This is a genomic window from Novosphingobium terrae (genome assembly GCF_017163935.1).
Classification (GTDB): Bacteria; Pseudomonadota; Alphaproteobacteria; order Sphingomonadales; family Sphingomonadaceae; genus Novosphingobium; species Novosphingobium terrae.
This window is the reverse complement of the sequence record NZ_JABVZR010000001.1, coordinates 1,083,337-1,097,855: the sequence shown is the minus strand read 5'-3', so window position 1 is coordinate 1,097,855 and position 14,519 is coordinate 1,083,337. Positions and strand designations below refer to the sequence as shown.

The following is a 14,519-nucleotide window of genomic DNA, read 5'->3' as shown; positions in this document are numbered from 1 at the left end:
CACCGTTTGGAACGCGCTACCATATCCTGATGATATGGGTCCGCATTGTCTGACCGAAACATGCCTAAAGGCTAGGTAATCGTGTCTAAGGCGGCCACAGCCTTTCTTGATCGGACTGGCTTATCAGTCTGCCGCATTATCCTTTGGGAGGATTCGGCATGTTCTGGAGACGGCGGCGGGAGGAACTGTGGCACGAGGATGTGCCCGAGCCTGCCATGCCCGAGGACGGCACGCACAACGCCCCCCAGACCGAAGCCACCATGCGCGTGATCCGCAGCGATGCCGCGCTGGGCAATCTCTCGCCCGAGAGTTTCCGCTTTGCCGGGGCGCCGGCCATACTGGTGATCGCCTATATCTCGCCCCATGTCGATTTCCGTCAGGTGGTGGCACGCCTGCGCCTGCTGAGCGCGCCTGCCCGCCTGATCGCCGTGACCACAGCGGGCGAACTCTGTGATCCGGGCGGTGCGCAGGCCAGACCCGCCCAGCTCTACTGCCCCGCCGAGGGCGCCTGGAACAATCTGGTGGTGCAGATTTTCGGCGCCGATCTGCTGCGCGATGTCAGCGTCCACTCCATTCCGCTGGCCAATGAGGACATCCGCGCCGGCCATCCCGAAAAGCCCGTGGCCCAGCGGCTGGAGGAGATCGGCGCTCATCTGGACCGCGTCCAGCCGCCCTTCCCCATCCGCCATGACGACACGCTGGCCCTGACCCTGATCGACGGCCTCTCGGCCTCGGAAAACTTCTTTATGGAGGCCGTCTACAAGAGCGGGCGCTTCCCCTGCATCTTTATCGGCGGCTCCTCGGCCACGCAGAAGAACCCGCAGGGTACATGGCTATTCGACGGGCGGGATTTCGTGCAGCATTGCGCGCTGGTGGCCTTTGTGAAGATGCAGGAGCATGCCCGCTTCGGCATCTTCAAGACCCAGAATGTCGTGCCCGTGGGCAAGAGTCTGGTGGTGATGGAAGGCACGGTGGAAACCCGCCAGATCACCACCGTGGCGCAGCAGGGCACGGTGGACATCGTGCCGGTGATCGACGCCATGTGCGCGATGATGCGCTGCCAGCCCCGTGAGCTGAAGGAGCGCATGCGCCACCATGACTTCGCCATCGTGATGAATGGCGAGCTGTTCGTGCGCTCTGCCTCGGACATCGATATCGAGAATGGCGTGGTGACCTTCTATTGCGAGGTCAATGCCGGCGACGAACTCCATCTGGTGCGCACCACCGATTTCGCCGAGCAGACCCGCCGCGATCTGGCCAGTTTCCTGCAAGGCAAGCCGGAACCCGCGGGCGTCGTGCTGAACGACTGCATCCAGCGCCGTACCAAGAACCCCGGCCAGTTGCACAAGCTGGACGGCCTGTGGGGTTCAGCGCCCGTGGCGGGCTTTTCCACCTTTGGCGAATTGCTGGGCATCAACCTCAATCTGACGCTGACGGCGGCGGTCTTCTTCCGCGTGGCACCGGGCGAGGCCTTCCACGATCCCTATATCGATCGCTTCCCGATCTATTACGCCGGTTTCGCGCATTATTTCGTGGAAACGCGGCTCAACCAGCAGCGGCTGATGAATGAATTGCGCCAGAAGCTGATCGGCGGGCTGGTGGATTTCGTGACCCGCGCCAGCCGCCTGACGCTCGAACTCGATCAGGCGGTGAGCGGCACGGAAGAGGCACGCCGCCATGTGGAGAGCATGCGCATCCAGGCGCAGGAGCAGATCCATAAAATGGCGGGCAATGACCGCACCGGGCTGCTCGATGCCGAATTCCGCCGCGTTTCCGCCACCACGCAGCGGCTGCGTGAAATCGTCGCGGTGATCGACAACATCAACATGCAGACCAACCTGCTCTCGCTCAATGCGGGGATCGAGGCGGCACGAGCCGGGGAAGCAGGCCGCGCCTTCGCGGTGGTGGCCAATGAGGTGCGCAGCCTGGCCAATGTCACCCGTGACACGCTGGACCAGAGCAAGGGCTCCTTCGAGGAGGTCGAGGAATCGATGGGGCTGCTGGGCAGCCATGTCGCGGCCTCGGAAGCCAAGCTGCTGGGCGCCCGTGAAGGGCTGGGCGTGATCGCCAGCTCGCTCGATCAGATGTTCGGCTCCTTCCAGAGCATCACCGCGCTGCTGGGCATGGTCGAGCAGATGGCGCAGCAGCAGCGCGCGATGATGAGCCGCATCGAGCAGGACACCGAAAGGCTGAGGCATATCGAGCGCTGAAACCTGCCAAAGCCATGGCGTGGCTAAAATGGCTCGCGCATAATCTCCGTTTTTGCCCTTAACTATGCGAATTTGATACCGTTCTTGGCGCAAACGGTAAAAAGGAATCCGCTATGGCCATCAGCAGCTTGAGTGCGATCTCAGCCGACACGACCAATCCCCTGCTCTCCAAGCTGGAAGCCAACGGCCTTTCCGCCGACAAGGCCCAGCTGGTTGAGAATGATCTCGCCAATGCCTTCGCCGACACCGCCAGCGGATCGACGTCGGGCACGGTCGATGTGAAATCGGTGCGTGCCGCGCTGGATCAGAAGATCGATGAAGATGTCGCTTCGGGCAAGCTGTCGGCCAGCGATGCCACGGCGGTGAAGAAGACGCTGGACGATCTGGATGCCCAGTCGTCAGGCACCAGCACCCAGAGCAGCACGGCGGCCACCACCACCGCAACGGCATCTGACAGTTCCGCCAGCACCAGCAGCGCTCAGAGCAGCGGCAGCGGCAGCGGCAGCGGCGGAGCGGGTGGAGCTGGCGGTGGCGGATCGTCCACCAAGACCGAGCTTTCCGAAACCGTCACCGTCAGCGGCGGGATCAAGACCACGGTGATCACCTACACCGATGGCACCACCTCGACCACCACGACGGCGGCCACCGATCAGGATCAGCAGAAATATGGCAGCAAGCAGGCGGAGCAGGCCGCTGCCAGCACCGCCTCCAAATATCTCTCGACGATCCAGCCCGGCTCGCTGTTTCAGGTGATGGCCTGATCGCCTGAAGGCCGCCCCTTCAAAAGGGGCGGCCTTCGCCTGTTTCAGGCGATGTGCAGGGCGTGGATAAAGCCAAGGCTGATCCCGCCCAGCACCAGCAGCGAGAGTACCACGGCGCCTGTGACGCGCCCACCGGCCTGCGCCACGCTGCGCACATCCACCCCCAGCCCCAGCGCCGCCATCGAGACCACGGTGAGGAAGCTCGCCAGCCCGCTGGCCGGGGCCACCAGCCCATCGGGCACCAGAGCGAAAGAGCGCGCCGCCAGCAGGCCCAGAAAGCCGATGATGAACCACGGCACCAGATGATGCAGCGCCGGGCGCTTCGCCGCCACGTCGCCCGCCCCATCCCGCAGACGCGGCGCCACCAGCGAGAGCAGCAGGCAGACCGGCCCCAGCATCAGCACGCGCACCAGCTTGACCAGCGTGCCCATCTGCACCGCACTCGCGCCCAGCGGCGCCGCCGCCGCCAGCACCTGAGGCACGGCATAGACCGTCAACCCTGCCAGAGCGCCATATTGCAGCCCGTCGAGATGCAGTGCGATGCCCAGCAGCGGCAGGCCCAGCACCACCGCCACGCCCAGCACAGCGGTAAAGCCGATCGAGGTGGCAACATCATCGCCATCCGCGCCGATCACCGGTGCCACCGCCGCAATCGCCGAATTGCCGCAGATCGAATTGCCGCAAGCCACCAGCAGCGCCATGCGCGGGGGCAGTTTGAGCAGTCGCCCGATCACGAAGCTGGCCCCGATGGCACAGGCCACCACACCGGCAATCCCCAGCAGCATCAACGGCCCAGCGGCCAGAATGGTGCGGGCGCTGATCGTCACGCCCAGCAGGACCACGGCGGCTTCCAGCAGAAACTTGCCGCTGAAGGTGATGCCCGGAGCCCAGCGACTATGCGGCGTCCAGAGCGAGCGCAGCATGGTGCCCAGCAGGATCGCCAGCACCAGAGCCTCCAGCCAGCTGCGGCCCAGCAGGCGCTCTTCCACGCCTTGCAGGGCGTAAGCCGCGCCAGACACTGCAAGACACAGCCCCAGACCGGGGAGCAGCCGGGTCAGATGAAGCCGGAAAGATGTGCCGTGAACCATGATCGCCTCCTTGGGACAAGAGGGAGATGGACCCGGCAGACCAATCATTCCAACGATGGATTTATATCATTCCAATCTCACAGAAAGATTGATTGAGCCCCATTTTCCGAGGTTTCAGTCAGCCTTGCCCGGATGATGATGTATCAGACGGCTTTGCCCCCGATCATACCGATCGCGCCAACCGATCAGATCACCCATTCGGGCTGCGCATCATGGGTGGCGATCACCTCCAGCAGGGCATCGGCGGCCTTGCTGCGATAGCGCTCCTTCTGGCGGATGCCGAAGAAGGGGCGCTCGGGCAGATGGAAGGGCAGCACCTGCAAGGCGTGAGTCTCGACCGCAGGCCCCACCACCAGCGCGGAGAGCACGCCATAGCCAGCCCCGGCGCGCACCGCCGCCAGCACCGCCTCATTGGAGGGCAAGGTCAGCACGATGTTCAGGCTTGCGGGATCGATCCCGCGATCGCGGATCGCCGCCTCGAAGGTGGAGCGCGTGCCCGATCCTTCCTCGCGCATGATCCATGGCGCGCCCGCCAGCCATGCGTTGGTCACAGCCTCCACAGGCGCCTGCCCCACCATCACCATGCGGTCCTTGCCCACGGGCCAATGGGCCAGAGCAGGATCGTCGATGCTCCCTTCCACAAAGCCCAGTTCGGCCTCGCCCGCCTGCACGGCGCGGGCCGCGCCCTCGGTGTTGGCGATGGCGACGGAGAGTTCGATGTCAGGATAGCGGCGATGAAAAGCGGCCAATCGTTCCGGCAGCCAGTAGCCCGAGATGGTCTGGCTGGCCACCAGCCTGAGCCTGCCACGCTTCAACCCGCCATATTCGGAAAGCGCCAGCTCCGCCCCCGCCGCCCGCGCCAGCACGGCGCGCGCCTCTTCAAGGAACATGCGCCCGGCATCGGTCAGCTCGATGCCGCGCCCCACACGGTTGAACAGCTTGACGTCGTGTCGGGCCTCCAGCGCGGCAATCGCCCCGCTGGCCGCCGATTGCGTGACGTTGAGGATCTGAGCCGCGCGGGTGACATGCTCCCGCTCGGCCACTTCGACGAAAATGCGCAATTGTTCGAGCGTCATGGCGCGCGACCATGCGTCAGGATCGAAGGCAAGGCCAGCCCTATACTGGCCCTGCCCTCAAAGGCTTACTTGCCCGGCGCCAGACGGATCGCCGCACCGCCACCCGGGGCCAGCCAGAGCGGGAGCTTGTCGCCCTTCTTCACCACGCGGGTTTCATAGGCGATCTTGTGACGCGCATCCGTGAGGTAAGTCGCACCCTCGCCATCCTTATAGATGGTGGCGGTGTAGCTCTTGCCCGCATCGAGGAAATCGAACGACAGATCCAGCGTGCGCGCCGTGGCATCATTGACGCCGCCGACATACCAGTCCGCCGAATTGCGATCCTTGCGCGCGAAGATGGCGTATTCGCCCACCTCGCCTGCGATCAGATGGCTTTCCGACCAATCGGCGGGCACCTGGCGGATGAAGGCCAGCTCCTTGGGATGGGCTTCGAGGTTCTCGATAAAGTCCGCCGCCATCTGGATCGGCGAATAGATCGCCAGATAGAGCCCCAGCTGCTTGGCCAAAGTGGAGGCCAGCGGCGCATGATCGTGGCCCTCAAGGCTCAGGATGCCCGGCGTGAAATCCATCGGGCCCGAAAGCATACGGGTGTAGACCAAAGTGGGCTCATGGCTGGGCCCGTTGGCGAAGGCGCCCCAAGCGTTGTACTCCATGCCGCGCGCGCCCTCACGCGCCACCCAGTTTGGATAAGTACGGCGCAGGCCGGTGTCCTTCACCGGCTCATGGGCATCGATGGCGATGTGGTACTTGGCCGCCGTCTCCACGACCTTAAGGTGATGCTCCACCTGACGCTGGCCGTCATGATACTCCATGCGCACGTTGTCAGGGCCGAGGTTCGGGCCATCGCCGGGGGCCTGCACGCCGCCCGCATCGGCGACATAGCCGGTCTTGACCATATGCACGCCCAGCCCGCTGTAGAGCTTCATTGCATCATCCAGCTGAGCCTCATAATTGGCGATGTTGCCGCCGGTCTCATGATGGCCGATCAGCTGCACATGCTTCTGCGCGGCATAGCTGGTGATCGCCTTCAGATCGAAATCCGGCGTGGGCTGGGTGTAGCTGAAGCCCCAGCCATCGCCGAACCACGTGCCGTCCCAGCCCTTGTCCCAGCCTTCCACCAGCACGCCCGAAAAGCCGTTCTTCGCGGCGAAATCGATATACTGCTTGGTGCGCGCGGTGGTGGCGCCATGGCGGGGGCCGGTCGCCCAGGTCCAGTCGCCCCGGATCATGCCCCACCAGATGCCGATGTACTTCTGCGGCTTGAACCAGGTCTTGATGTCAGGAACCTTGCTGGGCTCATTGAGGTTCAGCTCCAGATCGTTCTCGACCAGACCCGCCGCATCCGGCGCGATCCGCATCGTGCGCCAGGGCGTGGCGAAGGGCAGATCGCGCGTCACCCGCGCCTCATGGCTGGAGGGCGAAAGCGTGGAGCGAAACGTCTGCCCATCCTCGCGCTTCAACCACATGGCCGAGTAATCGACCAGCGCCGCCTCATGGATCGCCAGATGGGTGCCATCGTCCAGACGCATGGTGATGGGCGTATGTGCGGTGGCCACGCCATCGATGGGGGTCTTCTGATAGACCTGCTCATAACGGTTCCATTCGCCACCCGTGATCCACCAGGCCGTGCCCTTGGGGGCGATGGAGAATTCGGTCAGCTCATCGGCGATATGCATCGTCTTGAAGGCCGCCTGCTCGGGGATTTCATAGCGCAGGCCGATGCCATTATCGAAGAGCCGGAAGCGGACATTCATCAGGCGCTCGTGATGGTCCTTGTCCTGCTTGAAGTGGACGATCAGCTCTCGGTAATGATCGCGCACGAAGCGCCGCTCGCCCCAGGGCTGTTCCCATGTATCGTCCTGATCGCGGGTCTCGCTGCCGGTGATGGTCCAGCCGCGCGTCATGTTGACGCCATCGGTGAGGATAAAGCCCAGACCCGAAGGCGCCACCAGCAGCTTGCCCTTGTTGGTGAGCGACCATTTGGCGCGCTGGTCATTGTCGGTCGAGACCGTCAGGGCGATCTGGCCATCGGGAGATGTCGCGCTGGCGGTAGCAGGCACAGGCTGGGCATGGGCCGTGGCAGCCAATGTGAGCGCGGCGGCGAAGGCTGGGATCAGGCGAGGCATTGGGGGCTCTCCGATTGGGTTTTTATGAAGGGATTAAAGGGAAGAAGCGAGGGGGTTACCCCCTCGCGCTCCCATGACGTCTTCCGGCGATGAGTTGGTGGCGCCGCATCGTGGTGCGGGAACTCTCCACCTGCGCGAGGCAAAGCGCCGCAGGCAGGTAATGTTGGAACGATGAGTCGTGCTGGCGATATGAAAGCCTGCGGCGCGGCGTCGTTGCTCCAAGGCCGAACCCGAAGCCCAACGCAGACAGTAAAGGGAGCGCGAGGGCGATGGCCCTCGCATTCTCTTTTCTCCTCATTGCTTTTCTGTCTCAACAAACAGCGCAGCGTAAGGCGGCAGGCTGGTGCTGGTCGCGCCGTTCACGGCCAGCACGGTGCTGCCTTCCAGCGCCTTGTGCTTGATCGCCTCGCCCGAGAGGTTGAAAGCGCAAGCGATGCTCTGGCCCTCATGGCTACGGGTGAAGGTGAGCAAACCGCCATCGGCCTTGGCCTCAGTCAGCGCGCCCAGCTTCAGCGCCGGATATTGCTCGCGCAGGGCCAGCATCGCGCGGGTCCAGTGCAGCTGGCTCTCGGGATCTGCTTCCTGCCCGGCCACGGCCTTGGCGATGTTTGCGGGCGAGAGGGGCAGCCAAGGTTCACCTTCAGTGAAACCGGCGTGGAAGTGCTCGCCATCCCAGGGCATGGGAGTGCGCACGCCGTCGCGGCTCAGGGTCAGGGGCCAGTTGGCGATGGCCTCGGGGTCCTTGAGGAGGTGGAAGGGGATTTCGTCCTGTTCGAGGCCCAGTTCCTGACCTTGATAGAGGAAGATGTTGCCGCGCAGGCTGGCCAGCAAAGCGGCGGTCAGGCGGGCGAAGGCGGGGCGATGCTCATCGCTCACCCAGCGGGAGATATGGCGGGGGGCGTCGTGGTTCTCGAAGGCCCAGCTGGGCCAGCCTTCGGGGAGGGTTTCTTCCGAGGGCTCCTCGCCCCATTGCGACAGAGCTTTCACCACCAGATCGGCGGTGAGGTATGGAGCATAGAGGAAATCGAAGCTGTAGGCTGAGGACAGGCGCTGCTCGCCTGCGGTGTAGGCTTTCATCAGCGGGACGGCCTCGTCTCCGCCCACTTCGGCGACGGTAAAGGTGGCGCCATACTCGGCACAGAGCTTGGCGATCTTCTCGACGAAGCCCACCACATCGGGGTGGTTCTGGCTGTTGACCTTCTGCTGGAAGTCGAACGGTCGCGTGCGGGGGCGGCCATCCTCGGGCGCGGCGGGATTGTCGGTGAAGGCGGGATCGAACATCGAGTGGTTGAGCGCATCGAGCCGGAAGCCATCCACCCCGCGATCCAGCCAGAAGCGCAGCGCATCGAGGGCCGCCTGCTGCACCGCCGGGTTATGGGCGTTCAGCTGCGGCTGCTCCTTGAGGAACTGATGCATGTAGTACTGCTGGCGACGGGCATCCCACGTCCATGCCGGGCCGCCAAAGACGGACTGCCAGTTGTTGGGCGGCGTGCCATCTTCATTAGCGTCTTTCCAGACGTACCAGTCGGCTTTGTCATTGGCCTTGTCGGCGCGGCTCTGGGCGAACCAAGGATGCTTGTCGCTGGTGTGGGCGAAGACCATGTCGATGGTGACCTTCAGGCCCAGTCCATGGGCCTTCGCCACCAGAGCATCGAAATCCGTCAGCGTGCCGAAGATGGGATCGACATCGCAGTAATCGGCCACGTCATAGCCGAAGTCCGCCATCGGGCTGGTGTAGAACGGGCTGATCCAGATCGCCTCCACGCCCAGACTGGCCACATAGTCCAGACGCGCGGTGATCCCGGCCAGATCGCCGATCCCGTCGCCATTGCTGTCCGCAAAGCTGCGGGGATAGATCTGGTAGAAGGAAGCGCCCTGCCACCAGGGTGAGACCGTATCGGAAAGCGTCATGGGTGCAGGTCCTTGGAGGCAGAAGCAGAAGAAGAGGCCGCGCAGACGGCATAGCCAAAGGCAGGCAGGCTGATGCTGGCGCTGCCCGGCGCGGTGACCGTCGCCGGGCAGGCGCCCGCCAGTGTGGTGAAGCTCGTCGCATTCGGCTCGACAGAAACGGCGGCGGTCAGCGGCTGGTCGGAGGTGTTGAAGGCCAGCAGCACCTCGGCGCCGGTCTGCGGATCGAAGCGCGAGACGGCAAAGAGGCCCGGCTTCTCGCCAGAGGCGCGCAGGCGGGTGCTGCCGCCCCACAGTGCGGGTGTCGCGCGGCGCAGGCGGGCCAGCGTGGCGATCTCTTGATACAGCGGATGGGCGGTGGTGAAGCGGTTCTTCGCGCCCCCGGCACTGCCGACCAGCGGCTGCTGGTTGTATTCCGCCACCTGACTGACGAACATATCCTGCCGCGCGGACTGGTCCCCGCCCTGCCCGGCAAAGCCCTGTTCGTCGCCGTAATAGATGGTGGGCACGCCGCGCAGGGTGAGCAGCAGGGCGTGGCCCAGCAGGTCGCGCTTCAGCCATTCCTCCGGGCTGATGTCCGGCTTGGTGTTGTGCAGGAAATAGGCGAAGCGCCCGAAATCGTGATTGCCCAGAAAGGTCGGCAAGCGCAGCGCGGCGGCTTCTCCGCCCTGATAAAGCGCGTCGTCCGTGACCATGCGGGCCAGTTCGCCGGTGCCAAGCTTGCCGCCACTCGCATCATTGACGGCGCGCGCGAAGGCAAAGTCCAGCACGGCGGGCAGGCCCGAGCGGCGGGTCCAGTTGGCCAGCAGGGCGGGATCATAGTCAAAGGTCGCCACCTCGCCGAAGATGTGGAAGTTGGGGATGCCGCGCGCTTTCGCCCGCGCCAGCATGGCGGGCACGAAGCCCTGCCAGAACTCAGGGTTCACATGCTTGGCGGTGTCGATGCGGTAGCCGTCGATGCCGAAGCGGTCGATCCAGCTGCCGTAGATGTCGATAAAGCCGGAGAGGACGCGCGGATTTTCCGTGGCCAGATCGTCGAGCCCCGAGAAATCGCCGTAATTGGCGCTTTCGCCCTCAAAGCTGCTGTCGCCCCGGTTGTGATACCAGATGGGATCGTTGAGCCAGGCGGGGTTTTTTACGGCCTGCTCACCCGCCGGGACATAAGGCGTGTAGGCGAAGGATGGATCGGTCAGCTTGGCCCAATTGGCGGGGCTGGCATCGTGATCCCCGGCGAAGCCCGCGTTGATCGGCGCGCCTTTTGCGCCGCCCTTGCGGGAGAAAGGATAGTCGGCCAGCGAGCGGTAAGGCACGGGGCCATCCCCTGCCTCGCGGTAATGGATCACATCGGCGGTGTGGTTGACGATGATGTCCATATAGACCTTCATCCCGCGCGCATGGGCCGCATCGACCAGCTTGCGGAAATCCTCATCGCTGCCGAAATGCGGGTCGACATGCAGGAAATCGGTGATCCAGTAGCCGTGGTAGCCAGCGCTTTCCTGCCCCTTGGGGCCCTGCACCGGCTTGTTCTTCATGATCGGCCCGACCCACAGCGCGCTGGCCCCGAGCGATTGGATGTAGTCGAGATGCGCGATCAGCCCCTTCAGGTCGCCGCCATGATAGAAAGCCTTGGATGAAGGGTCGAAGCCGGTGACCAGACGGTCTCCTGTCAGCCCGCCCTTATCATTGGCGGTGTCGCCATTGGCGAAACGGTCGGGCAGGACGAAATAGATCACCTCCTGCTGAGGCAGACGCGCCCGCATCTGCGCCACCGTATCGGCCTGAGCGCTGCCCATTGAGCCAGTCAGCGCGCAAAGCGCCCCCACTCCACTCAAGACTGTTTGAGCGATCCTTCTCACCGAATCGCGCCCGGCCAGCACGTTGCCATTGGTGACATGGTCAGAAGATCCCCCCAAGAATTGGCCTGCCCGTTTGGCTTGGCGCTGTTGTCTGATCGGGGCGGTTTCGCCCTGTTGATCACCTTGATACAGCGCGCTTTAGTCGGCTTTGAAGATGGTATACGTATACGCATGGCAGAGCGGGCATCGGCGTGTGGCGCCAGAGGCTCCTTTCCCTCAGGGAACCGGCCAGAGGAACAACGGGGAAGACGGCGATGAGCCAGCGGGGATCAGGCAAGCCCACCAGTTTCGACATTGCCTATCTGGCGGGGGTGTCCCAGCCCACGGTCAGCCGTGCCCTGCGGGGCAGCCGCGCGATCAGCGCCGAAACCCGCGCCCGCATCGAGGCCATTGCGCGTGAGCTGAACTATACGGTCGACAAGAACGCTTCCTCGCTGCGGTCCCAGCGGGCCAACACCATCGCCCTGCTGTTCTTTGAAGACCCCACGCCCGATGAATCGAAGATCAACCCCTTCTTCCTCGCCATGCTGGGGGCGATCACCCGACAATGCACCAAACGCGGGCTGGACCTGCTGATTTCCTTCCAGAAAATGGAGGATGACTGGCACACACGCTATCAGGACAGCCACCGGGCGGATGGCATGATCCTGCTCGGCTACGGCGATTATGCACTCTATGAGCAGCGGCTGACCGGGTTGGTGGCGCAGGGCACGCGCTTTGTGCGCTGGGGCTCGGTAGGGTCGGATAACATCGGCGCCACGGTGGGCAGCGACAATTTCGGCGCTGGCCGCATGGCGGGCGAGCATCTGATCGCCAAAGGCCGCCGCCGCATCGCCTTTCTGGGCCAGGCCGACGAGCATTACCCCGAATTCGCCGAGCGTTACCGGGGCCTGCTTGCCGCGCAGCATGCTGCGGGCCTGAAGCATGATCCGGCGCTGCAAGCCGATGCCTACACCACCGAGGATGATGGCTATTCCGCCGCCATGGCACTGATCGAGCGGGGCACGGGCTTCGACGCGATCTTCGCAGGCTCGGACCTGATCGCCATCGGCGCGCTGCGGGCGCTGGCCGCCAAGGGGCTGCGCGTGCCCGAGGATGTCGCCATTGTGGGTTTCGACGACATTCCCGCCGCCGCCATGACCAGCCCGCCGCTCACCACGCTGGTGCAGGATCTGCGCGGCGCGGGGGAACTGCTGATCGACACGCTGCTGGCCCAGATCGAGGATCGCCCCCTGCCCTCGCCGATGCTGCCCGCCCGGCTGACGGTCCGGCGCAGCAGCGGAGCGTGAATTCACCGCCCGATTTCACTGCATGGTATTCGTATACGTGATTGCTCAAATCACGTCCCCATGCGACCGCAGGGCCATAAACCGATCAAGGCATAAGCCTATAAAGGGAGACGGGGGTTGAAGGATCATATCGCGCAGCATGGCGCAGCAAAGCCCCGATTGGGCTGGCGTGATCTGGGAAACATCAGCTTCGGCTTCTTCGGCATCCAGATCGGCTTTGCGCTGCAAAACGCCAATATGAGCCGGGTCTTCCAGTCGCTGGGCTCCAATGTCGATGATCTGGCCGCGCTGTGGGTGGCAGCTCCCCTGACCGGCCTGCTGGTGCAGCCGGTGATCGGCCATCTGTCAGACCGGACATGGCTAGGCCGCTTCGGGCGCCGCCGTCCCTATTTTCTGGCCGGGGCCATTCTGGCCGCGCTGGCGCTGGCGGCCATGCCGCTCAGCCATGTGCTGATCGGGGCTGCGCTGTTGCTGTGGTTGCTCGATGCCAGCCTCAACATCTCGATGGAGCCGTTTCGTGCCTTTGTCGGCGATATGTTGGGGCGCGATCAGCACACGGCAGGTTATGCGGTGCAGACGGCCTTTATCGGCGTAGGCGCGGTGATCGGCTCGCTGTTTCCCAGCATGCTGGACTGGGCGGGCGTTTCCAATGTGGCGCCTGCCGGGGAAATTCCCGCCACGGTGCGCTACAGCTTCTGGGCGGGCGGCGCGGCGCTGCTGGCCTCCGTGCTGTGGACGGTGCTGAGCACGCAGGAATATTCCCCCGCCCAGATGGCCGCTTTCGGCGAGGCGCATGACACGCCCGCCCCCGATGCGGCGCTGGCTCGCAACAATCCTGCTGTCGCGCTGATCTGGCTTGCTGCCGGAGGCCTGCTGGCGCTGCTGGTGGCGCATTGGTCACTGGCCAAGGAGCTTTATCTGCTGGCCGCGCTGCTGGCGGCTTATGGGCTGGCCTATGCCGCCGCAATCTTCATGGCGCGCGCCGGGCGGCCGAATATGCTCTCCAGCGTGGTGGGCGATTTTTCGGGCATGCCGCCGCTGATGAAGCGGCTGGCGCTGGTGCAGTTCTTCAGCTGGTCGGCGCTGTTTGTGATGTGGATCTATTCCACGCCGATCGTGGCGCAATATGCCTTTGGCGCCAGTGATCCAGCCAGTCCCGCCTATCAGCAGGCCGCCAATTGGGTGGGGCGACTGTTCTCGATCTACAATGGCGTGGCCGCTGTAGCGGCGCTGGCGCTGCTGCCGTGGCTGTCGGCGCGGATCGGCAAGGCGCGCACGCATGCGCTCAGCCTGTGCTGCGGGGCTGCGGGCTTTGCCTCCTATCTGGTGATCCGCTCACCAGAGGCTTTGCAACTGGCCGAGGTGGGGATCGGCATCTGCTGGGCCTCCATTCTGGCGATGCCCTATGCGATCCTGGCCTCCAGCCTGCCGCAGAGCAAGCTGGGTGTTTCGATGGGCCTGTTCAACGTCTTTGTGGTGGTGCCGCAATTGCTGGTGGCCACGGTGATGCGCAGCGTGATGGAGGCCTTCTTCCCCGGCCAGCCCGTCTACACCATGGGCTTTGCCGCCGCCACGCTGCTGATCGCCGCCGGGGCCATGCTGACGGTGCGCACGGAAGAGTAAGGCTGACTAGACGGCATGAGTAAATTCAAACATAGAACTTTGCGAATGCCACATAGATATTTCAGCACAAAGCGAACATTCCGAACACGAAAAACTTGCGGACATTCGCTTTTTGCGCAAATAATCCGTCCATGATTTGTCCTCCCCTTCCCATCACAGGTTTCATATCAGGTCGATCCGCAACGGTGGAAGACATTGGTCAAGGAAATGCTGTCTTTTGCCTGCAGTCGAATGACGGCTCCCAAAGCAGAGCGCTAGATATTTTGATACCGCAATATGCTTTGTGCAAGAAGGATGGCGAAGAGTTTCTGACCATACTCGTTCAAGCCGAGGCACATATTCATAATCCGGAAGGCGATCCATTTTTTGGCCTGAGAACCTTTGACGGCGGTGATATGGTTGCCCTTGGCAGAGAGGTTGTTTTGTTAGGTCGAGACGCACCAAATCGCTGATCCGATGCCTGCTTCCCCCAACTTTACGGGAATTCCCATTCCGCGAAGCGGCTTACAATAGCTGCCACATCGCGCCCGATATCTGACGCCGAACCCGCAACGCAAGGCAGACAATAAAGGGATTGCAAAG

10 protein-coding genes are annotated in these 14,519 nt (G+C 63.7%); 5 read left to right on the top strand and 5 right to left on the bottom strand.

What is annotated here, in order from left to right; translation table 11 throughout:
- Positions 1-158 precede the first annotated feature (158 nt).
- On the top strand, positions 159-2,210 hold the full coding sequence (locus tag HGK27_RS05145) for a methyl-accepting chemotaxis protein (RefSeq protein WP_206239271.1): 2,052 nt from the start codon (positions 159-161) through the stop codon (positions 2,208-2,210).
- 113 nt (positions 2,211-2,323) lie between these two features.
- Positions 2,324-2,971 carry a hypothetical protein gene (locus HGK27_RS05140; protein WP_206239269.1) on the top strand — a complete coding sequence of 216 codons (648 nt, stop codon included), beginning with the start codon at positions 2,324-2,326 and terminating at the stop codon, positions 2,969-2,971.
- A 44-nt stretch (positions 2,972-3,015) separates the two neighbouring features.
- Here the strand turns inward: HGK27_RS05140 and HGK27_RS05135 are convergent, their stop codons facing one another.
- The 5 genes from HGK27_RS05135 to HGK27_RS05115 form a co-directional block, all read right to left on the bottom strand.
- Positions 3,016-4,059 (bottom strand): YeiH family protein, encoded by a 1,044-nt coding sequence (locus HGK27_RS05135; RefSeq protein ID WP_206239268.1) that lies wholly within the window; start codon positions 4,057-4,059, stop codon positions 3,016-3,018.
- 185 nt (positions 4,060-4,244) lie between these two features.
- Entirely contained in the window at positions 4,245-5,135 is an 891-nt protein-coding gene (locus HGK27_RS05130) for a LysR family transcriptional regulator (protein WP_206239266.1), read from the bottom strand.
- A gap of 65 nt (positions 5,136-5,200) precedes the next feature.
- Positions 5,201-7,261: a glycoside hydrolase family 97 protein gene (locus tag HGK27_RS05125; RefSeq protein ID WP_206239264.1), complete on the bottom strand. Its 2,061-nt coding sequence runs from the start codon at positions 7,259-7,261 to the stop codon at positions 5,201-5,203.
- A 294-nt stretch (positions 7,262-7,555) separates the two neighbouring features.
- On the bottom strand, positions 7,556-9,172 hold the full coding sequence (locus HGK27_RS05120; protein WP_206239262.1) for an alpha-amylase family glycosyl hydrolase: 1,617 nt from the start codon (positions 9,170-9,172) through the stop codon (positions 7,556-7,558).
- Positions 9,169-10,962: an alpha-amylase family glycosyl hydrolase gene (locus tag HGK27_RS05115; protein ID WP_206242829.1), complete on the bottom strand. Its 1,794-nt coding sequence runs from the start codon at positions 10,960-10,962 to the stop codon at positions 9,169-9,171. Before HGK27_RS05115 ends, HGK27_RS05120 begins: the two co-directional genes overlap by 4 nt.
- A gap of 317 nt (positions 10,963-11,279) precedes the next feature.
- Between HGK27_RS05115 and HGK27_RS05110 the strand changes: the two genes are divergently transcribed.
- The 3 genes from HGK27_RS05110 to HGK27_RS05100 all read left to right on the top strand — a co-directional run bounded on the left by HGK27_RS05110 (position 11,280) and on the right by HGK27_RS05100 (position 14,389).
- Positions 11,280-12,314, top strand: coding sequence for a LacI family DNA-binding transcriptional regulator (locus tag HGK27_RS05110; RefSeq protein ID WP_206239260.1), 1,035 nt, complete (start codon positions 11,280-11,282; stop codon positions 12,312-12,314).
- A 117-nt stretch (positions 12,315-12,431) separates the two neighbouring features.
- On the top strand, positions 12,432-13,937 hold the full coding sequence (locus tag HGK27_RS05105; protein ID WP_407674595.1) for an MFS transporter: 1,506 nt from the start codon (positions 12,432-12,434) through the stop codon (positions 13,935-13,937).
- A gap of 131 nt (positions 13,938-14,068) precedes the next feature.
- A complete protein-coding gene (locus HGK27_RS05100; RefSeq protein WP_206239259.1) occupies positions 14,069-14,389 on the top strand; it encodes a hypothetical protein in 321 nt (106 codons plus the stop codon).
- Positions 14,390-14,519 lie beyond the last annotated feature (130 nt).

Bases quoted from the DNA above. Each gene is read 5' to 3' on its own strand.
- HGK27_RS05120 (WP_206239262.1), bottom strand. From the start codon at position 9,172: ATGACGCTTTCCGATACGGTCTCACCCTGGTGGCAGGGCGCTTCCTTC.
- HGK27_RS05140 (WP_206239269.1), top strand. From the start codon at position 2,324: ATGGCCATCAGCAGCTTGAGTGCGATCTCAGCCGACACGACCAATCCC.
- HGK27_RS05100 (WP_206239259.1), top strand. From the start codon at position 14,069: ATGATTTGTCCTCCCCTTCCCATCACAGGTTTCATATCAGGTCGATCC.
- HGK27_RS05130 (WP_206239266.1), bottom strand. From the start codon at position 5,135: ATGACGCTCGAACAATTGCGCATTTTCGTCGAAGTGGCCGAGCGGGAG.
- HGK27_RS05115 (WP_206242829.1), bottom strand. From the start codon at position 10,962: ATGGGCAGCGCTCAGGCCGATACGGTGGCGCAGATGCGGGCGCGTCTG.
- HGK27_RS05135 (WP_206239268.1), bottom strand. From the start codon at position 4,059: ATGGTTCACGGCACATCTTTCCGGCTTCATCTGACCCGGCTGCTCCCC.
- HGK27_RS05145 (WP_206239271.1), top strand. From the start codon at position 159: ATGTTCTGGAGACGGCGGCGGGAGGAACTGTGGCACGAGGATGTGCCC.
- HGK27_RS05125 (WP_206239264.1), bottom strand. From the start codon at position 7,261: ATGCCTCGCCTGATCCCAGCCTTCGCCGCCGCGCTCACATTGGCTGCC.
- HGK27_RS05110 (WP_206239260.1), top strand. From the start codon at position 11,280: ATGAGCCAGCGGGGATCAGGCAAGCCCACCAGTTTCGACATTGCCTAT.